This window comes from Stenotrophomonas maltophilia group sp. RNC7, assembly GCF_030910085.1.
Lineage (GTDB): Bacteria > Pseudomonadota > Gammaproteobacteria > Xanthomonadales > Xanthomonadaceae > Stenotrophomonas > Stenotrophomonas sepilia.
In genome coordinates, this window is sequence record NZ_JAVFVN010000740.1 from 161,842 (window position 1) to 187,281 (window position 25,440).

Here is a 25,440-nt window from a genome sequence, read left to right on the forward strand (position 1 = left end):
AGGGTACTCTCGCTGCCCTGGTCTGGCGTTACAGCTGCGTGCGCCGCCCGCGCCCATCGATGCTGTAGCGTCCCGCCCCGGTGCAGGCCAGCAGCAGGAAGCCGCCGGCGAGGCCCAGGTTCTTCAGGAACATGATCTGCTGGGTCTGATCGGCGAAGTTGTGGTGGAAGATGAAAGCGGTGACCAGGCTGAAGCCTGCGAGCACGACCGCCACCAGCCGGGTCTGGAAGCCGAGCAGGATGCACAGGCCGCTGCCGATTTCGAACGCGATGGTCGGCCAGAGCAGGATGCCGGGTACTCCCATCGCCTCCATGTAGCCCTGGGTACCGCTGAGATCGCCGAGCTTGCCCAGCCCGGAGACCAGGAACAGGGCCATCAGCAGGATGCGTGCAAGCAGGTAGGCGAGCGAATGCGATGAAGTGCTCACGTCGATGTCCTCGGATATGGCCGACGCAGGCGATCGGAGCCCACCGGCGGTGAAGCCCGTGTCTACGCGCCGGGCCAGGCGCCTTGACAGCTGCCGCGCTGCAGTAGACCTTTCCCGCATGACGATCGATATTGAATCGCTCAGCCTTCGCGAGCTGGGTGCCCTGGTGGTTGCCGCTGAACAGCGGAAACAGCTCATTTCCAGCCGCCGTCCGGCCAGTGCGGTGCGGCGGATGCTGAAGGCCGCCGCCGCCGAAGCCGGCTACACCCTCGAAGAACTCTTCGGCGGCCAAGCCTCGGAAACACCTGCGCCCGCCCGCAAACCCGCCCGCCGTAAATCCGGCAAAGTCGCGCCCAAGTATCGCGACCCGGAATACAAGCGCCTGACCTGGACCGGTCGCGGGCGCATGCCGCGCTGGTTGGCGTCCAAGGTGTCGATGGGCCACAAGGTCACCGATTTCCTGATTCCTGGCTTGGCCAGGCCGACCGCTGGCAAGACCAGCACCATCGGCAAGCGGACCGTCATCAAGAAGGGATGACGCTGCAGCACTGCTACCCTGCCCGGGTCTTTCAACCAAGGAACACGGGATGGCACACGCGAGTGGCATGACGATCACGCCGAAAGTCCTGCACACAGCCGCAGGCGCGGCCGTGCTGGTCAGCCTGTTGGCCTGGGCGGTGGAATGGAGCGGGATGGCCTATGTCTGCCCGTACTGCCGCGTGCAGCGCACGGTCATCGGCGTGCTCGGCCTGCTGACGCTGTTCGCGCGCCCGGGGAGCCTCATCGTGCCCTGGTTGTCGTACACAGCGGGTGGCTTCGCCTTCGTGGTCGCAGCGATGCAGCACTTCAACGGTTGGAAACGCATTTCCGCAGGCGACTTCAGTTTCAATGAGCAGTGGTACATCGACCCTTGGCTGTTGTCGGGCTGCGCGATGCTGATCCTGGTGGCGCAGCTGATGCTGGTGCAGGCCGCCTGCCGGCGCAGCTTGCGCTGAGTGTTTCCACGCATGGCGTGGAACTACCCGTTCTGGAATACCGCCAGCTGCGCGGCGAAGGCGCGCTGGTAGGCGGGCCGCTGCGTCGCGCGGGCCACATAGGCGGCCACCGTCGGATACTCGTCGAGCAGCCCGCTGCTCTTCAGGCGCAGCAGCACCGAGACCATCATCAGGTCGCCCACGCTGAAATCGCCGTCCAGCCACGGCGCCTTGGTCAGCCATGTCGACAGTTGCGCCAGTCGCGCCCGAACCCGCTCATCCAGCATCGGCAGCCGCTGTGCGTACCACGGCCGCTCGCGCTTCAGCACCCAGGCCATGGAGCGCTCGACGATGGGTGGTTCCACCGTGTTCAGCGCAGCGAACACCCACATGATCGCGCGCATGCGGGCGTCCGGATCGCGCAGCAGCAGGCCGGGGTGCTGTTCGGCCAGGTGCAGGACGATGGCGCCGGATTCGAACAGGGTCCGGTCGCCCTCCTGCCAGGTGGGAATCTGCCCGAACGGATTCCGTGCCAGGTGCGCGGGCTGCTTCATTTCGGTGAAGGTGAGCAGTTGTACGTCATAGGCTACGGCCAGTTCCTCCAGTGCCCAGCGCACGCGCATGTCACGGGCCAGGCCCTGGCCGCGGTCGGGGGAGGTGGCGAAGGCGGTGAGGATGGGAGGCATGGGAGCAGTCCGCGGTCAAGGATGGCTTTGATGATCTGACGAGCGAGTGCGCCGTAAATCGACATGCGGGCGGTGCCCTGCACGTTGCCTGCACGTGTTCTGCACGCACGCACTGTCCTGGATACATCAGTCTGCCGGGGTCATCCGCAGAGACAGGTAACAGGCATGAATACCCCCGGAAAACCGAAGCCCAGTTGGCGCCAGAGAAACGTGCTGATGGGAGCACTCGTTGCGGTCCTGGTGATCGTGCTGATCATCCTCTTTGTTCCTTGGTGACCCTGCCCAGGATCGCTCGATGTGATCCACGCGCCACCGCCGCGTGAAAAAGTCAGTGCGGGTTGGGTGAAGTGATGTACGTATCAATCGTTGCTCACCTGCGAACCACACAAGTGTGTCCAGAGTGGATCCACAGGCAGCGCGGTCGAGGCTGCTTTTCTCCCCCGAAACGACGATACAGGAGCAACGCCATGAGCACCCAGTCCACCATCGAACATCGTCTCAACGACCTGATCGAGATCGCCCGTGACGGCAAGTCGTTCTATGAAGAAGCGGCGACCAAGGTGAAGGATGCCGAGCTGTCGGCCCTGTTCACCCGCATCGCCGGCGTCAAGGGCCGCATCGTCGCGGCGCTGAGTGGTTCGGTGGCTGCCAGCGGCGGCAAGCCGGCCGAGCATGGCACCGTGGTGGGTTCGATGCAGCAGTTCTATGGGAAGGTGCGTGCAGCCTTCGGTGACACCAACTATGGCTATGTGGCCGAGCTGGAAGAATCGGAGGACCGCCTGCTGGGCGCGTTCAAGGACGTGCTGAAGGACAACGAGCTGCCGCCGGCGGTACGCCAGGAAGTCACCCAGCTGTTGCCGGAAGTGCAGGAGTGCCACAACGTGATGCGCGCGCGCAAGCATGCGATGAAGGCGGCCTGACGATCAGCGGCGTCCCACTCCCCAGGGACGCCGCGGCCGGGGCGGCACCGCTGCCCCGGCCACCCTTGCCGGTGTGCTGCTAGAAGGGGGCGGCCATCAGGCCGCCCCGATGCTTCAAGCGCACATTTTCGGAATCAGAACCGCACCGACCAGCGCACATTCGCACTGTGGTCGCGGCTTTCACTGCCGTACTGGCCGCTGTAGCCCAGTTCCAGCTGCTGGCGCTCGGTCAGCCAGGCCGACAGACCCAGTTCGGCCACCACCGCGTTGTCGGCGATCGGCGCGCCGTTGACCGCAAACGTCGTGCTTCCGTTGGCGAAGGCCAGGTTGGCGACCTGGCTGCGATCACCGGAAGCGCGGCGATAGCCGACGCCACCGCGCAGGTGCAGCCAGCTGTCCTGCTGGAACGAAGCCTTCAGTCCCTTGTCGAAGCGCAGGCCGGCAGTGGCAATCGTGGTTCCGGTATCGTCCACCTTGCCCTGCAGTGCCGCTGCTCCACCGCGTTCGTTGACGCGCTTGAGGTCCACTTCCACGCGTGCGACCTGCAGGTAGGGCTCCAGCCCGGCTTCCGGGCCACCGAAGCGGTAGCCGGCTTCGATGAAGGCTTGGCGGGTGCGGGCGTCGTAGCGCGCGCTCAGGCTGTCGCTGAAGCCTGCGAAGGCGACATCACGCGTGCTCTTCACCTCGTGCCTGCTCCACGCCACACCACCGCGCAGGCCGAAACCGCCCCAGTTGTGGCTGGCGTAGGCACCGAAGTGCGTGTTGTCGATCTTCGACTTGGCACGACGCTCCTGCTGCTTCACGTCGGTGCGGCCCGTACCGGCCAGCACGCCGACCTGCCAGCCGGAGAACTCGCGGTCGATGCCGACCAGCAGGCCGTTGCTGTTGGCTTCGGTGCGGGCAGTGTTGACGTCACCGTCCAGCTTGCTGTTGCCACCGATGGCCTGCACCCATGCACCCGTCGCGTCACCCACGTCGCTACCGGGCGCGGCGGCGCCGGCACGGCGTGACAACGCGGCATCGCGCACGTAGCGGCTGCCCTCGACCAGGGCGATGGCCGTGGCCGGATGCAGCTCGCCGCTGAGGCCATCGAGCACGCCTCCAACCTGCTGCGGGAACAGCTGGGTCAGTGGTTTGGGCAGGCCCTGGGCGATCGGCAGCAGGTCGGCGGCGGCCGCCACGGCACGCTGGTTGGGCGTGTGCGCGGCGGTGGTCAGTGAAGCGCCACGGGCGACGTCGATGCGCGTGCCGTTGGTGCCGTAGGCCAGGCTGAACTGCAGGAACGGGGAGAACGCGCTGAAGTCGGTCTTGGCGAACTGGCCGTTGACGCCTCCGTCGGCACGCAGGAAGTTGAACTGCTCGCCGAGGTAGTACACGCCCGGCTCCGGCAGCGCGACCAGCGTGCCGCCAAGGGTGGCGGTGCCGGTCACGTGCAACTGGTCACTGCGGCCACCCGGGGCCAGCTCGGCGGCATAGACGCCGGTGGCACCCTGCACGTAGTTGCCGTTGATGGTCAGCGTGCCGATCGAGTTGCCCGGCGCGATGATGCCGTCCACGCGGGTATTGCCGAGCGTGCCGACGCCCTTCAGCAGGCCGTTGGCGCCGACCGTGGTGGTGCCGCCGGTCTGCGTGCCGTTGAAGGACACCACGCCGCCGTTGATCACCAGGTTGCTGTTGTTCAACACGCCGCTGGCGCTGACCGTGCTCACGCCACCGGTAGTGGTCAGTGCGGTGGAGACCAGGCTGCCGTTGAGCAGCAACTGGCCGCCCTTTACTTCGACCGCCGAGGCAAGCGTGTTGGCGCCGTTCAATTCCAGCGTACCGTCCTGCAGTACCGCGCCGTTGAAGCTGTTGTTGCCGCTCAGGCGCAGCCAGCCGATACCGGATTTGGTCAGCTTGCCAGGGCCACCGATGTCGTTGGTCCAGTTGTCCCAGGCATCGCCTTCCCAGACTTTCAGGCCGCCGGCCTTCTGGTTCATCACCACGTTGGTGTCCACGCGCAGCGAGCCGTAGCCCTCGATGGCCTTCTTCAGGTCCACCATGCCCCAGCCGTAGATCGGATCGATGCCTGCTGCACCGAGGTCGCGTGCGGTGGTCAGCAGCACGTCGCGCACCTGCGCGTTGTCCAGATAGGGGAAGCGCTCCATCAGCAGGCCGAGCGCGCCGGTGATGTGTGGCGCCGCCATCGACGTGCCGGTCTTGGTGCCATAGACGTACTGGGTGTTCTCGCTGTCGATGATCAGCCGCACATAGGCGGAGGTGTTCTCGACGCGGCCCTGGATATCGCCGGACACGATGGTGCTGACGATGTCGGTGCCGGGTGCCGAGATGCACCAGTTGGCGGCAACGCCGCAGATGCTGGAACTGCCATCGATCACATAGTCGGTTTCGCCCGCAGCGGCGTTGGGTCGGCGGACGTTGGCGACCGCGAGCCAGTACGGTTCCAGTTCGGGCTTCCAGCGCGGCATGGCGGCCGTGATTCCGGCGACGGCGCCGCTGCCGTTGCCAGCCGACCACACCTGGATGAGGGTGGAGCCCGGGGTATCGCCATTGCTGGCGTAGATGCTGCCGTACACGCCGTAGTCGGCACCGATGTTGGCGTACTGCTGGTCCAGCGCGGCGGCGGTCATGTTGCGCGTGGAGATGCCCCAGCTGTGGTTGATGGCACGCACGCCCTGCGCCTGGATCTGTGCATACATATCCAGCGTGGCGGCGTCATCCGGATCGGTGCGGTACACCGCGCGCGGGCGATAGTAGTTGTCCGGATCCAGGCGCCACTCATAGTAGGTGTCGCCGAACACGCGGGCGGCGGTGAGATCCGCACCAAAGGCCACGCCATGCATGCCGGTGCCATTGCGGTTGGCGCCGATGGTGCCAAGCACATGCGTTCCGTGGTCGGCGTAGCTGAAGCCATAGGGCTGGCCGGCCGCGATGAGGCGTGCCGCGAGTGCGGCCGGAACGCCGGCACCGAGGCCGTAGTAGTTGTAGCCGGGCTGTTCGCCGCGTGTCTGCCCGCAGGCACCGGTCCCCGCGACCACACCCGGCGTCGCGCAGTCGGCACCGATGGTGATGCTGGAGGTATTGCGTCCTGCAAACTCCGGATGCGCCAGCGCGGAGCCCGAATCGAACAGCGCCAGGCGTACGCCCTTGCCGGTCAGGCCGCGTGCATAGGCGTAGTCCGCGCCCATCGCAGCCAGGCCCCAATCGGCGTTGAATTCATCGCTGCGCCAGCTGGCCGGATCGCCCGGGTTGCCAAGAACGGCGGTGCTGCTGGCGGCAGGTGCAGCGGCCGTCGCTGCGGGTGCAGCGTTGGCAGCAGGCTGCGCCCATGCAGCCTGCATCTGGCGCTGCTGCTGCCAGGCCTCGAGTGATTCGCTGGCCATGGCTGGCAGTGTGGTGGCCAGCAGCAGCGAGCTGGCGACGGCAAGCGCCAGCGGGCGGTGCGACAGGGAGCGGGACGAACGGCCGTACAGCGGGTGATTCATCGGACAACTTCCTTGGTTGACGGACAACAAGGCCGTTAACGGCAAGGCAAGGCGACATCCCCCAGTGATGTGAAGAAAATTTTATGAACGCGTTAATTTTCTGTGACGGGCATCTGCGGCGGCTCCGCCGGGCAGCGCACCGTGACTCTCTTTCGAGGTGCTGGAGCCGTCTTGCCGGGGCCGGTGGCGGGTCCGATGCGCTGCCGGACAACCCGCCGGACGAGCGCGGCAATTCGCCGATCCTGCCGTGGCGCAACATTGATGAGCTGGCCGGGCAGCTGCGTGTGCTGGGGTTGCTGCACCGCTGAGTCGAGCGGCATCGGCCTTCACCCAGCGTCCCGTGTGCAGCGCTAAGGTGGCCCGGCCTGGGCTCACCAGGTTTATCAAGGAGCGATGTCGATGCGTACTTTCGGGAAAGTGATCGCCGGTGTTGTGTTCGCGTTGGCCTGCAGCGGCTCGGTGGCCGTGGCCGGACCGGTCCAGCCCTGCGATCTACCCTGCTGGAAGGGTTACCAGGCATGTGTGTCCGGTGGTGGTGATGCCATGGAATGCCAGTACGAATACGATCGATGTGTCATGGAGCGCTGCGGCGCGGTGTAAGCCCAGCCATGCTCGGCTGAAGACGGGCCCCGTCCGTGACGGGGCTCTTCTGTTCGTGCGCAAGGTCGGGCAGTCTCGACACATTCTTCCTGGCGGAGTGGAACATGGCCGTCAAGCGTGTCGTCGCCAACATCGCCACGCCCGATCCCTCACGTGCCGCGGCGTTCTATGGCGAGCTGCTCGGCATGCCGGTGGTGATGGACCATGGCTGGATCGTCACCCACGGCGGGCAGGGCAGTGCGCTGGCGCAGGTCAGCTTCGCCAGTGAAGGAGGCTCAGGCACGCCGGTGCCGGACCTGTCGATCGAAGTGGACAATCTGCAGGACGTGCTCCAGCGCATGCGCGCGACCGGCATCGCGCTGGAATATGGCCCGGCCGACGAACCCTGGGGCGTTCGGCGCTTCTTCGTCCGCGATCCGTTCGGTCGGCTGTTGAACATCCTCGCCCACGCCTGACGGTGCGCGCGGGACGATGACCGTCTACCGGCGTGCTGGCCCTGCTCGCGGCATCCGGGCTGCTCCGGCAGCACAGGCGCGCCTGAACGCGCCGCGGTCAGCCCTGCTGGCGTTGTGGACCGTCCCCCGTTGGCGTCGCTTCGGCCGCTTGCCGCTGCTGCCGTGCATTGGCGTGGCGAGCGTGCCCGCCTTCGCGGCCGATCGCTGCCATGTGCTGTCGGTTGCGGCTGATCGCCTCGCCGCCCTTGCGGCCGGCCACGCGTGCCTCGGCCGGGCTGAACTCATGTGCATTGCCGGACGCATGCGCGGCGCGTCCTCCCTTTGCGGCGATCGCGCGCTGCTTGTCCTGGTCCATCGAGGCGAAGCCACGATGGGAAGTGCCGTGGTGCTGGTCGGCCATGGGAAGGCTCCCGTTGCATGGAAGGGAAGCTCATCCTTGCCGGTTCCCGGCTAACGGAGTGTCCGCACCGGTGCGGCTGCCTTCACGCCGCACCGTACTGCTTTTCACGGCGCAGGTACGCCGCTGCGCGCATCGCCCTGCGTGGCTAGGACGAACTGCACCCTTCACCCAGGCCGGCGTGATGGGTTCGTCCACGTTGAACGCGTGGATGCAGCGGCCGGCCAGGACGACTGGTTGATGGCCTGGCGCGCCGATGCCCGCAGCAATGGTGCCGGCGTGCGCGAGGTGCGGGTGATGGAGGGCAACATTGGCTACCTGCGACTGAGTACCTTCTATCCGCTGGATCTGGCGCGCCCGAAGTTCGCTGCGGCCCTCACCCTGCTGGCCGACACCGATGGCCTGGTGCTGGATCTGCGCCAGAACGGGGGCGGCGACGATGCAAGTGCCGACCTGCTGGTACGCACGCTGCCGGACGCGAAGATCGACGCGGTGCAGCAGCTGGACCAGCGCGGCCGGCGCACGCCGGCACCGCTGCCGCCTGCCAGCCTGCCTGCGTACCTGAAACCGCTGGTGGTGCTGATCGATCGCCGCACCGCTTCGGCGGCCGAATTCGTCGCCTATTCGCTGCAGGCACTGGGCCGCGCGCGGATTGTCGGCACGCGCAGTGGCGGTGCCGCGCATATGTTTGGTGATCCTGTGCTGCTGCCCGATGGCTATCAGATCAGTATTCCCGACAGGCAACCCATCAATCTGCGCACCGGTGGAAACTGGGAACGTACTGGCGTGAGGCCTGATGTGGCCGGCGGCGACGATCCGCTGTTCATCGCGCGGCAACTGCTGGCGCCTGCGAAGTCGTCAAGATGAACGCACGATTGCATGGCTGTCCTATCGCGGATGCGCGATTGCATGCCTAGAATCGAAGCATCCCGGTAGTTCCCGGGCGCTTCGAGTGAATGGACTCAATGAAGATTCTGTTGACCGGCAGTTCCGGCCGCATCGGGCGCGCGATCTTCGGTGCGTTGGCGGCTGCCCACGAAGTGGTGGGGCTGGACCGCAGTCCGTTTGCCACCACGCGCATCATTGCCGATGTCAGCGATCGGCAGGCCGTCGCGCGCGCGGTGCAGGGCGTGGATGCAGTCATCCATACCGCGGCCCTGCATGCCCCACATGTCGGCCTGGTGCCGGATGCGGTGTTCCAGCAGATCAACGTGGAGGCCACCGCACACCTGCTGCAGGCGGCACGCGAAGCCGGTGCACGGCGCTTCGTGCTGACCAGCACCACTGCGTTGTATGGCCATGCCGTGGTGGCCGGTGGCTGCCGTTGGATCGACGAAGACACCGAGCCGCTGCCGCGCACGATCTACCACCGTACCAAGCTGCAGGCAGAGACCCTGGCCGAAGCCGCCGCCACGCCGGGCTTCAGCGTTCGCGTGCTGCGCATGGGCCGGTGTTTTCCGGAACCGCCCGAACGGATGGCGATGTTCCGCCTGCATCGCGGTATCGACGCCCGCGATGTGGCCAGCGCACATGCTGCACTGCTGCTCGACGAAGGCGCCCGGTTCGCGCGCTACCTCGCCTGTGCCCCGACGCCGTTCCGGCGCGAGGACTGCCTGGAGCTGGCCACCCACCCGCGCAGCGTGCTGGCCCGTCGCGCGCCGCAGCTGCTGGCCGAGTTCGAACGCCGTGGTTGGCCGCTGCCATTGAGCATCGACCGTGTCTACGACAGTGCCCGCCTGCGCGGCGAGCTGGGCTGGCAACCGTGCTTCGGGCCGGACGACGTGCTTCAGCAGTATGCCGTCGGCAGCATCGAGGTACTGCCGCGGGCACAGTGGATCAAGGACCGCGTGGCCGAGTGAGGGCATCGCGAGAGGGGGAGCGTTGAGCCGACCCTGAGCGGATTCAGGAATGTGCAGGCCGACCGCCTCAACCTCGTTGGCGGGCGGCCGCTAACTCAGTGCGCTTCCAGCGCCGGGCGCGCCCCGGCGGCCGGTGGCCTGCGCGACGGATCGCGCGCCTGCGCGGTGCCCTCGTGGTGCCGGTCGTCCTGAACTGCCTTGCGGACCCTCCCATGTCTTCTTCCCGCTCTGCCGCTGCCCAACGCCCGGGCAGCATCGCCCACAAGTTGATGCTGGGCACCGCCGTGATCGCGCTGCTGTGCTTCGGCCTGACCGCCTTCCTGATCTACCGGCAGGCCAGCGCCAGTCTGATCAGCGCCTCGCGCCAGACCATGACCAGCGAGGCCAACGCTGAGGCGCGCCAGGTGGCGGCTGATCTGGGCACCGCTTTCGCCAGCAATGACGCCATGGTCGAGGCTGTGCTGGCCCAGCGTGCCCGTGGTGATATACCCGACCGCGCCAGTCTGGCGGCGGTGCTCGGCGAACAGCTGCGTGCTCATCCTCAATGGCTGGGCAAGAGCACCATGTGGGAGGCCGATGCCTTCGACGGCAAGGATGCGGAGTTCGTCAATACCGAAGCACACGATGCCACCGGTCGCTACATGAGCTACTGGGCCTGGCAAGACGGCAAACCGCAGCAGTCGGTGATGACCGACTACACCGAGACTGCCAGCGGTTCCGGTGACTGGTACATGGTGCCCAGCCGCGACAAGCTGCCGAAGGTCAGCGAACCTTACGCCTATGACATCGCCGGCCAGAAGGTGCTCATGAGCACCCTGAGCACGCCGATCATCGAGAACGGCAGATTCCTGGGCGTGTTCACTGTCGACTTCTCGCTGGCAGCGCTGCAGAAGCACCTGTCAACGCTGAAGCCGATGGGGGCTGGCCGCGTCGAACTGCTGTCGCCCAAGGGCGTGGTGCTGGCCTCGGCCAATGCCGCCGAGATCGGCAAGCCGCGCAACGATGCCCTGACCCGCAGCATGCTGGCCGACATCGCCGCCGACCGTCCGTTCGATGCCTTCAGCCCCGACGCAGCCGGCAATGTACGCGTGTATGTGCCGCTGCGCGTGGGCGACGCCCCGCAACGCTTCGCGCTGGGCGTGGTGATGCCGCATGCGGTGATCGTGTCTGAGGCACGCCAGCTGCTGTGGCTGACCCTGCTGGTCGGCGTGATCGCCGCGCTGACCCTCAGCGCCGGCGTCTACGTGCTGCTGCGCCGCCTGGCGATCCGCCCGTTGGCCGAAGCGGTACGCGTGGCCGGCGATGTCGCCGCCGGCAAGCTGGACAGCACGCTGCCGGCGCGCAGCAACGACGAAGTGGGGCGCCTGCTGGACGCAATGCAGGGCATGCGTGGGCAGTTGCAGTCGGTGATGGCTGCGCAGGCCGAAATGGCGCGCCGGCACGATGCCGGTGAACTCAGCTATCGCATGGATGCTGCGGCCTTCCCGGGCGAGTACGGCCGCATGGTGGCCGACAGCAACCAGCTGGTGGCCTCCAGCAATGCGGTCACCCAGCGCCTGGTTGAAGTGATGCAGCGCTATGCCGTGGGCGACCTCAGCGTGGACATGGAAGTGCTGCCGGGCGAGAAGGCGGTGTTCACTGCCGCAATGGCGACCACCAAGCGCAACCTGGCCGCGATCAACGAGCAGATCCAGCAACTGGCCGCCGCCGCCGCCGCCGGTGACTTCGCTGTGCGCGGTGATGCACTGCGCTTCGAGCATGATTTCCGCCGCATGGTGGAGACCCTGAACACAATGATGCAGGTCAGCGACCACAACCTGGCGGCACTGTCGACGCTGCTGCGCGCGATCGCCGCCGGTGACCTCAGTGCGCGCATGCAGGGCGACTTCCACGGCGTGTTTGCGGTGATGCGCGACGATGCCAACAGCACCGTGCAGCAGCTGACCCAGATCGTCGGCCAGATCCAGCAGTCGGCGGCCAGCATCCGCCTGGCCGCCGGTGAGATCGCCGCCGGCAACAGCGACCTGTCGCGCCGCACCGAGCAGCAGGCCGCCAACCTGGAAGAAACCGCCGCGTCGATGGAAGAACTGACCTCCACCGTGCGCCAGAATGCCGACCATGCGCTGCAGGCAAACACGCTGGTCGGTTCCGCAGCGGGCGTGGCCAGCGAAGGCGGCCAGGTGGTCAGCCAGGTGGTGCACACCATGGAGCAGATCGAGGCGTCTTCGCAGCGTATCGCCGAGATCATCTCGGTGATCGATGGCATCGCGTTCCAGACCAACATCCTGGCGCTGAACGCCGCAGTGGAAGCGGCGCGCGCCGGTGAACAGGGCCGTGGCTTCGCAGTGGTGGCCAGTGAAGTGCGGGCGCTGGCGCAGCGCTCGGCGGGTGCTGCCAAGGAGATCAAGGAGCTGATCGACGCCTCGGTGGCCCAGGTCGGTGCCGGCGCGCAGCTGGTGCACGGTGCGGGGCGCACCATGCAGGACATCGTCGGTCAGGTCGGCCGGGTCAACGAGATCATGGCCGAGATCTCGGCCGCGTCGCGCGAACAGTCGGCCGGCATCGAGCAGGTCAACCAGACCGTGGTGCAGATGGACGAAACCACCCAGCAGAACGCCGCGCTGGTGGAGGAAGCCAGTGCCGCCGCCCGTGCGATGGAGGAGCAGGCCGAGCAGCTGGCAGTGGCGGTGTCGCGCTTCCGCCTGCAGGCCGAGCCGGAGGGCATGGCCCGCCGCGCGGCTTGATGCCGGAAACGAAGACGCCCGGCGGCTGCCGGGCGTCGGATGCATCCTTGCCGCGCATCCCGCGCAGGTCTGATGGCTCAGAACATTCCTTCAAACGGATTCCAGCTGGCGCGTCCTTCCACCTTTTCCAGGTAGTAGCTGTAGTTGGTGCTGGAGGCGACCAGCAGGTTCATGGCGATGAACAGCATGCGCCCGACGACATCCGGCAGGAACATGCTGACGATGGCCAGCGCGATGTTGATGCCGATCACCACCAGTGCCTTGCGCCACATGCCGAGAATCAGCAGGTAGATGGCACCGAAGAACAACGCGAAGAAGTTCAGGTTGATCTTCAGGCGGTCACCAAAGGACAGCGCCTTCCAGGCCTGCTTGAAGCCGGGGTTCTTGGGGGCGCCGTGCTGGCGGAAGAAGTTGAAGCGGAACTGCCACTTCGGGCTGAACTGGGACAGGTCGGTGGTATTCATTGGGAAACATCCCTGTGAGAAAACGTTTTCATGATAGGACAAGTCCTATTCAGGATCCAAGCGCTAGCGTCAAGAATGTGACGCCTGCCTTGTTCCCGCGCCTGCGGCCAAGCGCCGCGCCGTCACCCACCCGCCTTGTTTTTAGGATAGGGTGCGCAGTTCCGCTGCCGCCCCGGCTGAGCCCGTGCGGCGGCGGGATGTCCATGGAGGTTGCATGACCACACCTGCTACACCGGAAAACGCACCGGGACCGGTGCTCCTGCCGACACCTGAAGTGGTGCAGGCACAACAACTGCTCGCACGCCAGCAACTGGCGGTGGCGATGGACCGTGCGCGCACGGCCGCCACGCGGGATGCGGCTCCGGCCGCGCTGGAAAGCGAGTAACCCGCAACACCGTCGATCGCGCTGGCATGTCGCCAGCGCGATCACGGCGCGTGCCGCCGGTCAGAACCGCGCGGTCATGCTCAGGAAGTAGCTGCGCCCGGCGACGAAGTAGTCGGTGGAGCCTTCCGCATACAGCTTCTTGTCGGCCAGGTTGCTGACGCCACCGCGCAGGGTCAGCACTTCGTTGACGTTCCAGGCCGCGGTCAGGTCATACAGCGTATAGGCCTTGAGGAAGGTCGTGGCGGTGCCGGTCTGCCTGCCGGTGTACTGCGCCGACAGGCTGCCGGAAAACACCGTGCTGGGCGCCCAGTCCAGCGACGAATAGCCGGAGAACTCCGGTGTATCGATCAGGTTGCGGCCGGTGGTCAGGTTCCTGGCTTCCTTCATCCAGGTCGCCGAGGTGCGCCAGCGCCACTGCTCGCCGAAGCGGACGTTGAGGTTGCCTTCCATGCCTCGGGTGCGCGCGCGCTGTACGTTGCTCATGCGCGTCCACCAGATGCCGTTGAACCGGCCCAGTGGTGCGTACTCGATCTTGTTCCGGAAGTCGGTGTGGAAATAGGTCACGCCGACATCGATCAGGTCATTGTCGAAACTGATGCCGATCTCGCGGTTGGTGCTGGTCTCCGGATCCAGGTCCGGGTTGCCGGCCATGTAGCACCCGCCGCGGGTGTAGCCCAGCGGGATCAGCGAGGTGCAGCCGCGGCCCCCGGACTGGGTAGCGGCACTGGCCGAGTTCTCGGTCAGGCTGGGCGCACGGAAGCCCTTGGAGACGCCACCGCGGATCGTCCACTGTTCGGCCGGGTGCCACACCAGGTACCCACGCGGGCTGACGTGGCCGCCGAACTGCTCGTGATGGTCCAGGCGCGCGCCCACGGTCAGGGCCAGGGTGCGGTGCAGTTTCAGCTCGTCCTCGGCAAACAGCGCCCAGGTGTCCACGTCCAGAGTGGAGCCGCTGACCGCGTTGCCGGCATAGTCGATCGGCGCGCGGCCGATGGTGTCGGTGTTGGTCAGCTCCTGCCGCTTCCATTGGCCGCCTGCGGCGAACTGGTGTTCAACGCCGAGGGTGAACGGCGTGGTCAGGCTGCCCTCGATGATCGTATCGGTCGCTTCGGAACGGCCGGCAGCACCGATGTCGTTCCTGTACTCGGTCCAGTACGCACTGATCTTCGAATTGCCGAAGCGCCACTTGCCATCGTGGTTGAGCGCCAGCGAGCTGCGCTTGAGCTCACTGGCACCCCAGGCACCTTCGTCCTGCTTTTCCAGCGACGCATCGATGAAGGCCTGCTGCACGCCGTGCCCGGCTTCCAGCGACAGTTCCTGTGCGTCGCTCAGCTTCCACTGCAGCAGCGCATCGACGTTGCGGTCCTTCTCGCCGGCATAGGCGTTGCCGTAGACACCGCCGTTGGAGCGGTCCGAATCGCGGCGCATGCTGTTGGCGCCGATGCGCAGGCCGAAGCGTTCGCCCAGCGGTCCGGAGAACGTGGCGCCGATCTGCTGGGTATCGCCGCGCTTGCCGTCAGCCGGGCGGGTGTAGCTGTGGGTGGCGCTGCCGTTCCATTCGTCGCCGATGCGCCGGGTGATGATGTTGATCACCCCGCCCATCGCATCGGAGCCATACAGCGACGACATCGGCCCGCGCACCACTTCGATGCGCTCGATCTGGTCCGGCGAGATCCAGTTCAGGTCCTGGCGACCGAGGTCGGGGCGATAGTGGGTCGAGGCCGAGCTGCCCATGCGCTTGCCGTCCACCAGCACCAGCGTGTAGTTGGACGGCATGCCACGCAGCTTGATCTTGGACTGCTCGCCGACGGCGCTGAGGCCGCCGGTCACGCCCGGTACGCGGCTGAGCAGGGCGGCCAGGTCCGGTACCGGCTGGCGCTCGATGTCCTCACGACTGATCACGCTGATGCTGGCCGGGGCATCCTTGATCCACTGCTGGCTGCCTGAAGCCGTGACCACTACGGTATCCAGGTCCTTGGTGGATGCATCGGCGGCGGCCTCTGCGGCGGCCAGGCCGGGCAGGGCCAGCAGGCAGGCGGTGGCCAGGCGGGTGCGCGGCAGGCGCGCGGAACGGGAACGGGACGACAGGGACATGACGGCTTCCATGGGAGGTGGGGTGACCCGGTGGAAGCAGCAGGCGCAGGCAGACAGCAGGCAGCCCCCCTTCCGTGGGTCGTCGGGTGCGCGGTCAGGACCGGCGCAGCTGGGTGGGTCGCGGCCGTGCGGAGGACGGTGACCTGCCTGGTTGATTAAATGATAACCGTTCGCGTTTGTTACGATCCAGTACCGGGGGCGATGCAATGACATCTGGCCATGCCCTGGCGTGATCGCCTGCTATTTGCTGAATGGGGACAAATCCCGGTGTAGACCTTCGCACCCGGCTTACATTCTGCGCCCTAGACTGGGCCGCATTTTCGATTCCGCCCCGTTGGAGATCGTGTGGGTTCCGGTAGTGACAGACATCGACTGTGCGGCGTGAGGCCGACACAGCCAGGACAAGTGCGGGCGCCGGGAAAGCGTGCCGGGAACCTTGGTGCATGCAGCCCGGCCGGGATGGCCGGCCGTGCCGACGGCGCGGAGTAAGCGACGATGGGGGTGCAGACCATCCATGCGGAAGCAGGAACGCCCCGGCTCGATGCCGGCTGGGCGCTGCTGCCCGCTGAATCGCCGTTGCCGATGCCCGAACAGACCCTGCGCGAAGGCGCGCTGAAGGTCCGGCGGCATCGCACCTCGCCGCGCTTGATCGGCCTGCGCCGGCTGTACCTGTTTGGTGGCACGCTCGGCATGACCGCCGTGGCTACGCGGATGATGTGGCGGGTGCTGTCGGCCAATGGCATCAGCGTGCTCGAAGCCTGCCTGCTGGTGCTGTTCGTCGGCCTGTTTGCCTGGATCGCGCTCTCGTTTGCCAGCGCCCTGGCCGGCTTCCTGACCGCTGTGTTCGACCGGGGCTATCGGCTCGGCATCGACCCGGACAAGCCGTTGCCGGCCGTGCACAGCCGTACTGCGCTGTTGATGCCGACCTACAACGAAGACCCGCGCCGCCTGCTGGCGGGCCTGCAGGCGATCTACGAGTCGGTGGCGGCCACCGGCCAGCTCGACCGCTTCGACTTCTTCGTGCTCAGCGACACCCGCCGCGAGGACATCGCCGCTGCCGAGGAACAGGTGTTCGCCGAGCTGCGCGAGCGTGTCCCGGAGGGGCAGACGCGCCTGTTCTATCGTCGACGTGGTGACAACAGCGGGCGCAAGGCCGGCAACATCGCCGACTGGGTCCGCCGCTTCGGCGGTGCCTATCCGCAGATGCTGATCCTTGATGCCGACAGCCTGATGACCGGCGACAGCATCGTGCGCCTGGTGGCCGGCATGGAACACAACGCCGACGTCGGACTGATCCAGACCCTGCCGTCGGTGATCGGCGGCCGCACCCTGTTCGCGCGCATGCAGCAGTTCGGTGGCCGCGTGTACGGGCCGGTGATCGCCCGCGGCGTGGCCTGGTGGCACGGTGCCGAGAGCAACTACTGGGGCCACAACGCCATCATCCGTACCCGTGCCTTCGCCGACCACGCCGGCCTGCCGGCGCTGCCCGGGCGCAAGCCGTTCGGCGGCCACGTGCTCAGCCACGATTTCGTCGAAGCGGCGCTGATGCGTCGTGGCGGCTGGGCCGCGCACATGGTGCCCTACCTCGGTGGCAGTTACGAGGAAGGCCCGCCGACGCTGACCGACCTGCTGGTGCGCGACCGCCGCTGGTGCCAGGGCAACCTGCAGCACGGCAAGGTGGTCGGCAGCCGCGGGCTGCACTGGATCAGCCGCACGCACATGCTGATCGGCATCGGCCACTATTTCACCGCACCGATGTGGGCCATGCTGATGCTGATCGGCATCGCCATCCCGCTGTTCCAGGAAGGCATCGATTTCAACGCCCTGCTGCACCTGTCGCCCAGCGTGTACTGGCGCGCACAGGATGAAGAGCAGGTGGTGCGCCTGTTCGCCGCCACCATGGCGGTGCTGCTGCTGCCCAAGGTGCTCGGCTACCTGGCAATGCTGCTGGACCCGGTCGACCGCCGCGGTTGTGGCGGTCCGATCCGTGCCTTCGTATCGATGCTGGTGGAAACCGTGCTCGCCGCGCTGATGGCGCCGGTGGTGATGTACGTGCAGTCACGCGGCGTGGCCGAAGTGTTGTCCGGGCGCGATTCCGGCTGGGACGCGCAGCAGCGTGACGACGGCGGCATTTCGTGGATGGCATTGATCCGTGGCTACGGTGGCCTGGGGGTGTTCGGCGCCTTCATGGGCGTGCTGGCCTGGGCGGTATCGCCGTCGCTGGCGGCCTGGATGGCGCCGGTGGTGATCGGCATGGTTCTGGCCGTTCCGGTGGTGGCGCTGACCTCCTCGCGCGGCCCCGGTGCTTTCCTGCATCGCCTCGGCCTGCTCGATATTCCCGAAGAGAACATTCCGCCACCGGTGCTGGTACGCGCCGCGCAGCTGCGGCGGGAAGCGGCCGAGCAACCGCCGCTGTACTGATTGCCCCGCGCCAGCGGCATAATGCGGCTCGAACTTGAAGGAGCCGCATCATGCTGCAAACGGTGGAACAGGAAACCGGCGCCTCGCCGCAGTGGTCGGTGATCTGGCTGCACGGCCTCGGCGCCGACGGCCATGATTTCGCGCCGATCGTGCCGGAACTGGTGCGGCCGCACTGGCCGGCGCTGCGCTTCGTGTTCCCGCACGCACCCGTGCGGCCGATCACGATCAACAACGGCGTGCCGATGCGCGGCTGGTACGACATCGTCGGCATGGACTTCCGTTCGCGCGCCGACATGGCCGGCGTGCAGGAATCGGTGGTGCAGCTGGACGCACTGATCGCGCGCGAGATCGAGCGCGGCATCGCGCCGGAGAAGATCTTCCTGGCAGGCTTCTCGCAGGGTGGGGCGATCATCCTGACGGCCGCGCTCTCGCGTACCGCGCCACTGGCCGGCCTGATCGCGCTGTCGACCTATCTGCCCGAAGCCGACAGCGCCACGCGTGTTGACGGCGCGGTGCAGGTGCCGGTGTTCATGGCCCATGGCAGTGGCGACCCGGTGATCCCGCAGGCCGTCGCCGCGCACAGCGCGCAGGCGCTGCGTACGCTGGGCCTGGATGTGGCGTGGCACAGTTACCCGATGGCCCACCAGGTCTGCGCCGAGGAGATCCAGGCACTGGGTGACTGGCTGCAGGAACGCCTGGGCGCCGCCTGAGCCATGTCGCCGGCCAGCACACCGCCGTGGATGCCGGAACTGTGCCGCCTGCCACGGCTGGCGGCGATGCTCGGCCTGGCCGAGCTGGTGGTGGTGGTACTGGCGCTGGCGCCGGACGGCAGCCGTCACTGGACCTTCGGCGAACTGCTGTCGGCCAGCGGATTCGCGCTGTGGCTGGCGCTGGCGGTGACCGCCAGCCTGTGCCTGCTGCGGCCGACCCTGTCGCGGCTGCCGCCGGTGATGGGCGCCATTGCGGCGACCGTGCTGGCCACCCTGATCGCGGTGGTCTGCGCCGGCATCGTGCACGCGCTGTACGCGGTGCTGGGCGACAACTTCGCCAGTGGCATCAGCTTCTGGCGTTTCACCCTCGGCAGCGCGGCAACCACGGCGCTGATCGCCGCGCTGGCGCTGCGCTACTTCTACGTAAGCGATCGCTGGGCCGCGCAGGTCCAGGCCAACGCGCGCGCGCAGGCCGACGCGCTGCAGGCGCGTATCCGCCCGCATTTCCTGTTCAACAGCATGAACCTGATCGCCAGCCTGCTGCATCGTGACCCGGCAGTCGCCGAGCGCGCGGTGCTGGACCTGTCCGATCTGTTCCGTGCCGCGCTGGGGGCGGGCGAGGGCGATTCCACCCTGCGCGACGAATGCGAGCTGGCCGAGCGCTACCTGTCGATCGAATCGCTGCGCCTGGGCGAACGCCTGCAGGTGCGTTGGCAGCGCGACGAGCCGCTGCCATGGGACCTGCCCTTGCCAAGGCTGGTACTGCAGCCGCTGGTGGAAAATGCCGTGCTGCATGGCATCTCGCGCCTGCCCGACGGCGGCACCATCGAACTGCAGCTGGCGCGCGAGGGCAATGAGCTGCAGATCCGCGTACGCAACCCGGCACCCGATCCGCAGGCGCCGGGGCTGGCGCTGGCACGCGGCGCCGGCCATGCCCAGCACAGCATCGGCCATCGGCTGGCCTGGCGCTTCGGCAGCGCCGCGCGGATGACGGCTGGCTGGAGCGAGGGCTACTATGCCTGCCAGGTGACAGTGCCGATCCAGTGAGGGAACGATCGTGAGGGTAGTCATCGCCGACGACGAACCGCTGGCGCGCGAGCGCCTGCGCAGCCTGTTGGCGGCACAGGACGGCGTGGACGTGGTGGCCGAGGCCGGCAACGGTGAGCAGGCCCTGCACGCGTGCGCGGAGCTGCAGCCGGACCTGGTCCTGCTGGATATCGCGATGCCCGGGCTGGATGGCCTGGAAGCGGCCCGCCACCTGGCCAGCTTCGAACCCCGGCCAGCGGTGGTGTTCTGCACCGCCTACGATGCGCATGCGCTGTCGGCGTTCGAGGCCGCAGCGATCGACTACCTGATGAAGCCAGTGCGTGCCGAACGGTTGGCGGCGGCGATCGCGCGTGCGCGCACGTTCCTGGCCGGCCGCGGTGGCCGGCCACAGGAGCACAGCGGGCAGCAGGCACGCAGCGTGCTGTGCGCACGCCTGCGCGGTAGCCTGCGCCTGATTCCGCTGGACGATATCCACTACCTGCAGGCCGAGGAGAAGTACGTGGTGGTGCACCACGCGCGCGGCGAGGACCTGATCGAGGAATCGCTGAAGTCGCTGGAAGAAGAGTTCGCCAGTCGTTTCATCCGCATCCATCGCAACTGCCTGGTGGCACGCCACGAGCTGGTGGAGCTGCGTCGGGGCTCGGGCGGGCAGGTGCAGGCGGTATTGCGGCATGGCAAGCAGCCGCTGGAAGTCAGCCGCCGGTGCGTGGCGACGCTGAAGCAGGAACTGCGGCACTTGTGAGAGTCCCGCGCGGCCTGCGGCCGCGACTGCTTGCGAGCAACATCGAAAGCAACAGCAACAGCAACAGCGTTTCATGGCTCGGTGTTGCTACGTGCTGGGTCGGGCCGGGGTGGGGGCGCGGGACACGCCGTAAACCCTTCCATGGGGGCTCGATGGCGCCATCCATGGCGCCAACGGTCCCGCGCCCCCACCCCGGCCCAACCCACGCGTTGTCTACGTCGTCGGACAGCAAGACCTTTGGTGTTGTTGGCTTGGAAAGAGGGGTCAGATCCCTTTTCCTGCGGAAAAGGGATCTGACCCCGGAAGCCGCCGGCTGTTGCTTTTGCTTCTGCTCCTTTCTTTTGATCTTCCGTGGCTGGCGCACACGGAAACTGTCAGAGGCCGGGCGGGATGGGCTGCGCAGGGGCGTGAGCCGCATGGATGCGGCGACCGAGCTTACATGGACGTACTTGCAGCGGCCCCTGCGCAGTCCATCCCGCCCGGCCAAGCACGGCTGTTGCTTTCACGCCCCCCAGCCAGCCACGAGGGGCTCCGCCGTTGGCCGTATCCGCGCCGAAGGCGCGATAATGACCGGATGGAAACTGTCCGCATCGCTACCCGCAAGAGCCCGCTCGCCCTCTGGCAGAGCGAACACGTCGCCGACCGCCTGCGCCAGGCCCACCCCGGCCTGCACGTGGAACTGGTGCCGATGAGCACCCGCGGTGACGAGGTGCTGGACCGCTCGCTGGCCGCCATCGGTGGCAAGGGCCTGTTCCTGAAGGAACTGGAGCTGGCCATGCTGCGGGGCGAGGCCGACTGCGCCGTGCACTCGCTGAAGGATGTGCCGATGGAACTGGACGCGCCCTTCGCGCTGCCGGCGATGCTGACCCGGCACGACCCGGCCGATGGTTTCGTCTCCAACCTGTACGCCTCGCTGGACGCGCTGCCGATCGGCGCGCGGGTCGGCACCTCGTCGCTGCGCCGCCAGGCCCAGCTGCGCGCGCTGCGCCCGGACCTGGAACTGCTGGACCTGCGCGGCAACGTCAATACTCGCCTGGCCAAGCTCGACAACGGTGGCTACGACGCCATCGTGCTGGCGGTGGCCGGCCTCGAGCGCCTGGGCCTGGGCGAGCGCATCGTCGCGCGCCTGCAACCGCCGCAGTGGCTGCCGGCGCCGGCGCAGGGCGCGGTGGCGGTAGAGTGCGACGGAGGCAACACGCGCCTGATGGCGCTGTTCGCCACGCTTGATGACGCCGCCACGCGCGCTTGCGTGGAAGCCGAGCGGGCCATGAACCGCGCGCTGCATGGCAGCTGCCACGTGCCGGTGGCGGCGATCGCGCAGTGGCAGGGCGACGACCTGCACCTGCAGGGCCTGGTCGGCAGCGCCAGTGATGGCCGCGCCGTGCGTGCCGAAGCGGTGGGCCCGGCCCGCGATCCGGAAGCGCTGGGCCAGCAGGTGGCGAAGCTGCTGCTGGACGATGGTGCTGGCGAACTGCTGAACGTCTGAGCCCCGATGTCTGTAGAGCCGAGCCATGCTCGGCTGCTCTTCGCCGGGAAAATCCCGGGCTTCGCGCTCAAGTCGAGCACGGCTCGACTCTACAAATACGAAACGGGCGCCCTGGGCGCCCGTTCTGCTTATTTGAACTTGTAGACCACGTTCATCGTGGTCAGCGTATCGGTCTTGCGCTTGTCGACAGCGACGTCGCTGTTGTAACGCGCCTGCCAGCCGGCCTTCAGCGCCAGGTGCTCGTTCATGCTCACCGAGACACCGAAGTCGTTCTGGCCGAAGGTGTTGTACGAACCGGACTCGACCAGCAGCGTGTTCACCAGGTCGGTGTTGTCGGTCAGCGAGTACTTCAGGTCGAACAGGCCACGGCCGATCATGCCGGTACGGGTGCGGTCATCCTCGGTGCTGTGGGTACGGCGCACGCCGGGGCCGATCTGCGCGTCGAACGAAAAGCGCTCGGTGTTCCACAGGCGGGTGCCGTAACCCAGACCGAACGAGCTCTGGCGGTCGTAGGTGGCGAAGTCGTCGCGCTCGGTACGCACCGTGGCCGTCAGCTGGCGGTGCTCGCCCAGCTGCAGCGCGCTGCCCGCACTGCCGGTGTAGCGGTTGGCGGTGGTGTTGCTGCGGCGGGTGGTGGTGCCGTCGTCATTGGTCTCGGTCACCTTGGAGCTGGAGCGCAGGCCGAACAGGTCCATGCTGTGCACCCAGTCGCCGTCGGTGTAGCGCAGGCGCAGGCGGCCGTTGAAGCTCTCGGTGCTGCTGTTGCCGCGTGCCGAGGCAAAGCCGAGCTCGCCGCCGCTGCCACTCCACGGCGAGGACATCGCCGCCAGTTCGGAGGCATCCTGCGCGTATGCGAGCGGCGCACACAGCAGCAGGGGGATCAGCAGGGACACGCGCAGGGACATCGAGGCTTCTCCGGAACGGTTAACAGCCGGTGATGATACTGGAAGCGTGATGGCGGTCCGAATCGATCCAAAGCGTGCTTCAGCGAACGTTGCCGCGATCGCCTATTCAGGGCAGATCGACACGCAATGCGGGGTCGTTGAAGCGCGAATAGCGCAGGCGCAGCTGGAAGCTGCGGCCATTGCTGCTGCCGCTGCGCACGATCTGGCGTGGCAGGCCCTGGGCATCCACCCAGTACTCCAGGCGTTCGCCGGGCTGGCTGCCGCGCAGCCGGTAGTGACGGGTCTCGACCCCGTCCAGCGCCTGGCTGCCGAGGTCTTCGGCCTTCAGGTCGGCGGGCAGGGCGTCGGCGGGCAGCGGGTTGCGCCACTGCTCGAGCAGGCCGGGCGGGGCCGGCACCTGGCGGATCGCACCGTCGGCCTGCAGGAACAGGGTGTCGCCGATGATGGTCTGCGGCCCGGCCGGGGTCTCCACCCGGAAACGGTCGGGTGCAACGAAGTCCATGGCGCTGCGTACCCGCTGCGGCGCGCCCAGCACCTCCAGTTCGGCGTGGAAGCTGCGCAGGGCGGCGAAACGCTGGCTGGCGCCCAGCACCGCCTGTGCCGGATCGGCGGAGGGTAGCGGGGCCGCGGTGCCCGCCGGCGCCGGCGCGCGATCGCAGGCGGCCAGCAGCAGGCAGGCCAGCAGGGACAGGGCAGGCAACCGGCGCATCGGGCATTCCATGGGGTGGGGGCGACCACGATAGCCCAAACGTTCCACACAAGACCCGCGACTCGGACATAATCGGGGGTATGGACCGATACGAACGCATCACCGCCCTGCATCGTCTGCTCAAGTCCGCGCGCTATCCGGTGACGGTGGCGACCCTGCAGGACAAGCTCGGTTGTTCCCGTGCCACCGTCTATCGCGACCTGGCCTTCCTGCGCGATGCGCTGATGGCACCGATCGAGGGCGACGGCGAGGCCGGCTTCCGCTACCAGGCCGACGAGAGCGACCGCTTCGAGCTGCCCGGCCTGTGGCTCAGCTCGGAGGAGCTGCATGCCCTGCTGGCCTCGCAGCACCTGCTGGCGCGTACCGGCGGCGGCGTGCTGTCGTCGGTGCTGGCGCCGCTGCAGCAGCGCATCGAGAGCCTGCTGGCGGCGCAGGCCGGTGTTTCCAGTTGGCCGGTCGACCGCGTGCGGGTGATTCCGCACCGTGGCCGCAAGTTCGACGAAGGCAGCTTCCGCAGCGTGGCCTCGGCGGTGCTGGAGCGCCGCCAGCTGGCGTTCGAGTACCGCGCCCGCTCCACCGACGAGCCGACCAAGCGCACCGTCTCGCCGCAGCGCCTGACCCATTATCGCGACAACTGGTACCTGGATGCCTGGGACCATGACCGCGAGGCGCTGCGCAGTTTCGCGGTGGACCGCATCCACAAGGCACGGGTAATCGACAATGCCGCCCGCGATGTCGCCGACAGCGAGCTGGACGAGCAGCTCGGCGCCAGCTATGGCATTTTTTCGGGTGCCCCGAAGGGCTGGGCGACCATCCTGTTCAGCGCCAAGGCTGCGCGCTGGGTGGCCGACGAGCACTGGCATTCCAAGCAGCAGGGTCGTTTCCTGGCCGATGGCCGCTACGAACTGAAGGTGCCGTACAGCGTCTCGCGAGAGTTGCTGATGGACGTGCTGCACTATGGTTCGGATGCCGAGATCATCGAGCCGATCATGCTGCGCGAGCAGGCCAAGGCGCTGCTTGAGCTGGCCCTGAGCAACTACGAAAAATCCTGACACTCCCCCCGAGAACCCCGTCCCCCATGAAGAAGACCCTGTTGCTGTCCCTGCTCGCCGCTGCGCTGGCCCTGACCGCCTGCGGCAAGTCCGGCGAGCCCTCGCAGAAGCTGGTGGTGGCCGCCACGGCCGTGCCGCATGCCGAGATCCTCGAGGTGGTCAAGCCGATCCTCAAGCAGGAAGGCGTGGACCTGGACGTGCGCGTATTCAACGACTACGTGCAGCCCAACGACCAACTGGTGCAGAAGCAGGTGGACGCCAACTACTTCCAGACCGAGCCGTACCTGGATGCCTACAACCGCGACCGCAAGACCGACCTGGTGAAGGTGATCGGCGTGCACATCGAGCCGTTCGGTGCGTACTCGCGCAAGGTCAAGTCGCTGGCCGAGCTGCGCGACGGTGCCGACGTGGTGATCCCGAACGATCCGAGCAACAACAGCCGCGCGCTGATCCTGCTGCACAAGGCCGGCGTGATCGAACTGAAGGACCCGGCCAACGCGCTGTCGACCCAGCGTGACATCACCGCCAACCCGAAGAACCTGAAATTCCGCGAGCTGGACTCGGCGATGCTGCCGCGCGTGCTGGACCAGGTCGATCTGGCCCTGATCAACACCAACTATGCGCTGGACGCCGGCCTCAACCCGACCAAGGATGCGCTGGCGATCGAGAGCAAGGATTCGCCGTACGTGAACTTCCTGGTCGCGCGCCCGGACAACAAGGACGACGCCCGTGTGCAGAAGCTGGCCAAGGCCCTGACCAGCCCGCAGGTAAAGACCTTCATCGAGACCAAGTACAAGGGCGCGGTGCTGCCGGCGTTCTGATTGCGGCTGATCTGTTGATTTGAATGGTGAGTGTCGACCTTGGTCGACACTGCCTTC

General features: G+C 67.2%; 24 protein-coding genes and 1 pseudogene. 17 read left to right on the forward strand and 8 right to left on the reverse strand.

The window, feature by feature from the left end; translation table 11 throughout:
- Positions 1-28: 28 nt before the first annotated feature.
- Positions 29-427 carry a DoxX family protein gene (locus RCF13_RS17230; protein ID WP_061478119.1) on the reverse strand — a complete coding sequence of 133 codons (399 nt, stop codon included), beginning with the start codon at positions 425-427 and terminating at the stop codon, positions 29-31.
- Between the two features lie 118 nt (positions 428-545).
- Here RCF13_RS17230 and RCF13_RS17235 point away from each other — a divergent pair, with 118 nt between their 5' ends.
- On the forward strand, positions 546-965 hold the full coding sequence (locus tag RCF13_RS17235; RefSeq protein ID WP_005419573.1) for an H-NS histone family protein: 420 nt from the start codon (positions 546-548) through the stop codon (positions 963-965).
- Positions 966-1,014: 49 nt separating this feature from the next.
- A complete protein-coding gene (locus RCF13_RS17240; protein ID WP_134968112.1) occupies positions 1,015-1,422 on the forward strand; it encodes a hypothetical protein in 408 nt (135 codons plus the stop codon).
- 23 nt (positions 1,423-1,445) lie between these two features.
- On the opposite strand, the gene RCF13_RS17245 is transcribed toward RCF13_RS17240, so the two are convergent.
- On the reverse strand, positions 1,446-2,087 hold the full coding sequence (locus RCF13_RS17245) for a glutathione S-transferase family protein (protein ID WP_134968113.1): 642 nt from the start codon (positions 2,085-2,087) through the stop codon (positions 1,446-1,448).
- Positions 2,088-2,554: 467 nt separating this feature from the next.
- Here RCF13_RS17245 and RCF13_RS17250 point away from each other — a divergent pair, with 467 nt between their 5' ends.
- Complete coding sequence (locus tag RCF13_RS17250) at positions 2,555-3,007, forward strand: PA2169 family four-helix-bundle protein (RefSeq protein WP_005419568.1); 453 nt, start codon at positions 2,555-2,557, stop codon at positions 3,005-3,007.
- Between the two features lie 134 nt (positions 3,008-3,141).
- Here the strand turns inward: RCF13_RS17250 and RCF13_RS17255 are convergent, their stop codons facing one another.
- Positions 3,142-6,492: an autotransporter serine protease gene (locus RCF13_RS17255; RefSeq protein ID WP_134968114.1), complete on the reverse strand. Its 3,351-nt coding sequence runs from the start codon at positions 6,490-6,492 to the stop codon at positions 3,142-3,144.
- Between the two features lie 83 nt (positions 6,493-6,575).
- Between RCF13_RS17255 and RCF13_RS17260 the strand changes: the two genes are divergently transcribed.
- From RCF13_RS17260 to RCF13_RS17270, 3 genes are all read left to right on the forward strand, one after another.
- Positions 6,576-6,800 (forward strand): hypothetical protein, encoded by a 225-nt coding sequence (locus RCF13_RS17260; RefSeq protein ID WP_231352307.1) that lies wholly within the window; start codon positions 6,576-6,578, stop codon positions 6,798-6,800.
- 91 nt (positions 6,801-6,891) lie between these two features.
- Positions 6,892-7,092 carry a hypothetical protein gene (locus RCF13_RS17265; protein WP_134968115.1) on the forward strand — a complete coding sequence of 67 codons (201 nt, stop codon included), beginning with the start codon at positions 6,892-6,894 and terminating at the stop codon, positions 7,090-7,092.
- 104 nt (positions 7,093-7,196) lie between these two features.
- The gene (locus RCF13_RS17270; RefSeq protein ID WP_308141400.1) at positions 7,197-7,547 is read left to right on the forward strand and encodes a VOC family protein; all 351 of its coding nucleotides are present in this window, start codon (positions 7,197-7,199) and stop codon (positions 7,545-7,547) included.
- A 97-nt stretch (positions 7,548-7,644) separates the two neighbouring features.
- Here RCF13_RS17270 and RCF13_RS17275 read toward each other — a convergent pair whose 3' ends face one another.
- Entirely contained in the window at positions 7,645-7,947 is a 303-nt protein-coding gene (locus RCF13_RS17275) for a KGG domain-containing protein (protein WP_134968116.1), read from the reverse strand.
- Between the two features lie 192 nt (positions 7,948-8,139).
- Here RCF13_RS17275 and RCF13_RS17280 point away from each other — a divergent pair.
- The 3 genes and pseudogenes from RCF13_RS17280 to RCF13_RS17290 all read left to right on the forward strand — a co-directional run.
- Positions 8,140-8,811 (forward strand): annotated as a pseudogene (locus tag RCF13_RS17280) (S41 family peptidase); the annotation flags it as partial.
- A 98-nt stretch (positions 8,812-8,909) separates the two neighbouring features.
- A complete protein-coding gene (locus tag RCF13_RS17285; protein WP_061478110.1) occupies positions 8,910-9,803 on the forward strand; it encodes an NAD(P)-dependent oxidoreductase in 894 nt (297 codons plus the stop codon).
- Between the two features lie 212 nt (positions 9,804-10,015).
- On the forward strand, positions 10,016-12,547 hold the full coding sequence (locus RCF13_RS17290; protein WP_134969044.1) for a methyl-accepting chemotaxis protein: 2,532 nt from the start codon (positions 10,016-10,018) through the stop codon (positions 12,545-12,547).
- Between the two features lie 77 nt (positions 12,548-12,624).
- Here RCF13_RS17290 and RCF13_RS17295 read toward each other — a convergent pair whose 3' ends face one another.
- A complete protein-coding gene (locus tag RCF13_RS17295; protein WP_014648516.1) occupies positions 12,625-13,011 on the reverse strand; it encodes a DUF2628 domain-containing protein in 387 nt (128 codons plus the stop codon).
- A 214-nt stretch (positions 13,012-13,225) separates the two neighbouring features.
- Here RCF13_RS17295 and RCF13_RS17300 point away from each other — a divergent pair, with 214 nt between their 5' ends.
- Complete coding sequence (locus tag RCF13_RS17300) at positions 13,226-13,396, forward strand: hypothetical protein (protein WP_005419553.1); 171 nt, start codon at positions 13,226-13,228, stop codon at positions 13,394-13,396.
- Between the two features lie 60 nt (positions 13,397-13,456).
- On the opposite strand, the gene RCF13_RS17305 is transcribed toward RCF13_RS17300, so the two are convergent.
- Entirely contained in the window at positions 13,457-15,490 is a 2,034-nt protein-coding gene (locus RCF13_RS17305) for a TonB-dependent receptor (RefSeq protein WP_134969043.1), read from the reverse strand.
- Positions 15,491-15,985: 495 nt separating this feature from the next.
- On the opposite strand from RCF13_RS17305, the gene mdoH reads away from it, so the two are divergent.
- The 5 genes from mdoH (at position 15,986) to hemC (ending at position 21,896) form a co-directional block, all read left to right on the forward strand.
- On the forward strand, positions 15,986-17,911 hold the full coding sequence (mdoH, locus tag RCF13_RS17310; protein ID WP_005419550.1) for a glucans biosynthesis glucosyltransferase MdoH: 1,926 nt from the start codon (positions 15,986-15,988) through the stop codon (positions 17,909-17,911).
- Positions 17,912-17,961: 50 nt separating this feature from the next.
- On the forward strand, positions 17,962-18,621 hold the full coding sequence (locus tag RCF13_RS17315; RefSeq protein WP_005419549.1) for an alpha/beta hydrolase: 660 nt from the start codon (positions 17,962-17,964) through the stop codon (positions 18,619-18,621).
- Positions 18,622-18,624: 3 nt separating this feature from the next.
- Positions 18,625-19,668 (forward strand): sensor histidine kinase, encoded by a 1,044-nt coding sequence (locus tag RCF13_RS17320; protein WP_061478105.1) that lies wholly within the window; start codon positions 18,625-18,627, stop codon positions 19,666-19,668.
- 10 nt (positions 19,669-19,678) lie between these two features.
- Positions 19,679-20,410, forward strand: a complete 732-nt coding sequence (locus RCF13_RS17325) for a LytTR family DNA-binding domain-containing protein (protein WP_061478104.1) — start codon at positions 19,679-19,681, stop codon at positions 20,408-20,410.
- A 574-nt stretch (positions 20,411-20,984) separates the two neighbouring features.
- On the forward strand, positions 20,985-21,896 hold the full coding sequence (gene hemC / locus RCF13_RS17330; RefSeq protein WP_061479896.1) for a hydroxymethylbilane synthase: 912 nt from the start codon (positions 20,985-20,987) through the stop codon (positions 21,894-21,896).
- Between the two features lie 128 nt (positions 21,897-22,024).
- Here the strand turns inward: hemC and RCF13_RS17335 are convergent, their stop codons facing one another.
- Positions 22,025-22,801, reverse strand: coding sequence for a DUF481 domain-containing protein (locus RCF13_RS17335; RefSeq protein ID WP_049413237.1), 777 nt, complete (start codon positions 22,799-22,801; stop codon positions 22,025-22,027).
- Between the two features lie 106 nt (positions 22,802-22,907).
- The gene (locus RCF13_RS17340) at positions 22,908-23,510 is read right to left on the reverse strand and encodes a DUF2092 domain-containing protein (RefSeq protein WP_231352303.1); all 603 of its coding nucleotides are present in this window, start codon (positions 23,508-23,510) and stop codon (positions 22,908-22,910) included.
- A gap of 80 nt (positions 23,511-23,590) precedes the next feature.
- Here RCF13_RS17340 and RCF13_RS17345 point away from each other — a divergent pair, with 80 nt between their 5' ends.
- Together RCF13_RS17345 and RCF13_RS17350 are read left to right on the forward strand one after the other, a co-directional pair.
- The gene (locus RCF13_RS17345) at positions 23,591-24,562 is read left to right on the forward strand and encodes a YafY family protein (protein WP_061479894.1); all 972 of its coding nucleotides are present in this window, start codon (positions 23,591-23,593) and stop codon (positions 24,560-24,562) included.
- Between the two features lie 26 nt (positions 24,563-24,588).
- Entirely contained in the window at positions 24,589-25,383 is a 795-nt protein-coding gene (locus tag RCF13_RS17350; RefSeq protein WP_134969273.1) for a MetQ/NlpA family ABC transporter substrate-binding protein, read from the forward strand.
- The last annotated feature ends 57 nt before the right edge of the window (positions 25,384-25,440 follow it).

Coding starts and splice junctions, on each gene's coding strand:
- RCF13_RS17285 (WP_061478110.1), top strand. CDS start 8,910: ATGAAGATTCTGTTGACCGGCAGTTCCGGCCGCATCGGGCGCGCGATC.
- RCF13_RS17315 (WP_005419549.1), top strand. CDS start 17,962: ATGCTGCAAACGGTGGAACAGGAAACCGGCGCCTCGCCGCAGTGGTCG.
- RCF13_RS17345 (WP_061479894.1), top strand. CDS start 23,591: ATGGACCGATACGAACGCATCACCGCCCTGCATCGTCTGCTCAAGTCC.
- RCF13_RS17350 (WP_134969273.1), top strand. CDS start 24,589: ATGAAGAAGACCCTGTTGCTGTCCCTGCTCGCCGCTGCGCTGGCCCTG.
- RCF13_RS17240 (WP_134968112.1), top strand. CDS start 1,015: ATGGCACACGCGAGTGGCATGACGATCACGCCGAAAGTCCTGCACACA.
- RCF13_RS17235 (WP_005419573.1), top strand. CDS start 546: ATGACGATCGATATTGAATCGCTCAGCCTTCGCGAGCTGGGTGCCCTG.
- RCF13_RS17255 (WP_134968114.1), bottom strand. CDS start 6,492: ATGAATCACCCGCTGTACGGCCGTTCGTCCCGCTCCCTGTCGCACCGC.
- RCF13_RS17300 (WP_005419553.1), top strand. CDS start 13,226: ATGACCACACCTGCTACACCGGAAAACGCACCGGGACCGGTGCTCCTG.
- RCF13_RS17245 (WP_134968113.1), bottom strand. CDS start 2,087: ATGCCTCCCATCCTCACCGCCTTCGCCACCTCCCCCGACCGCGGCCAG.
- RCF13_RS17340 (WP_231352303.1), bottom strand. CDS start 23,510: ATGCGCCGGTTGCCTGCCCTGTCCCTGCTGGCCTGCCTGCTGCTGGCC.
- RCF13_RS17320 (WP_061478105.1), top strand. CDS start 18,625: ATGTCGCCGGCCAGCACACCGCCGTGGATGCCGGAACTGTGCCGCCTG.
- RCF13_RS17305 (WP_134969043.1), bottom strand. CDS start 15,490: ATGTCCCTGTCGTCCCGTTCCCGTTCCGCGCGCCTGCCGCGCACCCGC.
- RCF13_RS17250 (WP_005419568.1), top strand. CDS start 2,555: ATGAGCACCCAGTCCACCATCGAACATCGTCTCAACGACCTGATCGAG.
- RCF13_RS17295 (WP_014648516.1), bottom strand. CDS start 13,011: ATGAATACCACCGACCTGTCCCAGTTCAGCCCGAAGTGGCAGTTCCGC.
- RCF13_RS17260 (WP_231352307.1), top strand. CDS start 6,576: ATGAACGCGTTAATTTTCTGTGACGGGCATCTGCGGCGGCTCCGCCGG.
- hemC (WP_061479896.1), top strand. CDS start 20,985: ATGGAAACTGTCCGCATCGCTACCCGCAAGAGCCCGCTCGCCCTCTGG.
- RCF13_RS17275 (WP_134968116.1), bottom strand. CDS start 7,947: ATGGCCGACCAGCACCACGGCACTTCCCATCGTGGCTTCGCCTCGATG.
- RCF13_RS17290 (WP_134969044.1), top strand. CDS start 10,016: ATGTCTTCTTCCCGCTCTGCCGCTGCCCAACGCCCGGGCAGCATCGCC.
- RCF13_RS17265 (WP_134968115.1), top strand. CDS start 6,892: ATGCGTACTTTCGGGAAAGTGATCGCCGGTGTTGTGTTCGCGTTGGCC.
- mdoH (WP_005419550.1), top strand. CDS start 15,986: ATGGGGGTGCAGACCATCCATGCGGAAGCAGGAACGCCCCGGCTCGAT.
- RCF13_RS17335 (WP_049413237.1), bottom strand. CDS start 22,801: ATGTCCCTGCGCGTGTCCCTGCTGATCCCCCTGCTGCTGTGTGCGCCG.
- RCF13_RS17270 (WP_308141400.1), top strand. CDS start 7,197: ATGGCCGTCAAGCGTGTCGTCGCCAACATCGCCACGCCCGATCCCTCA.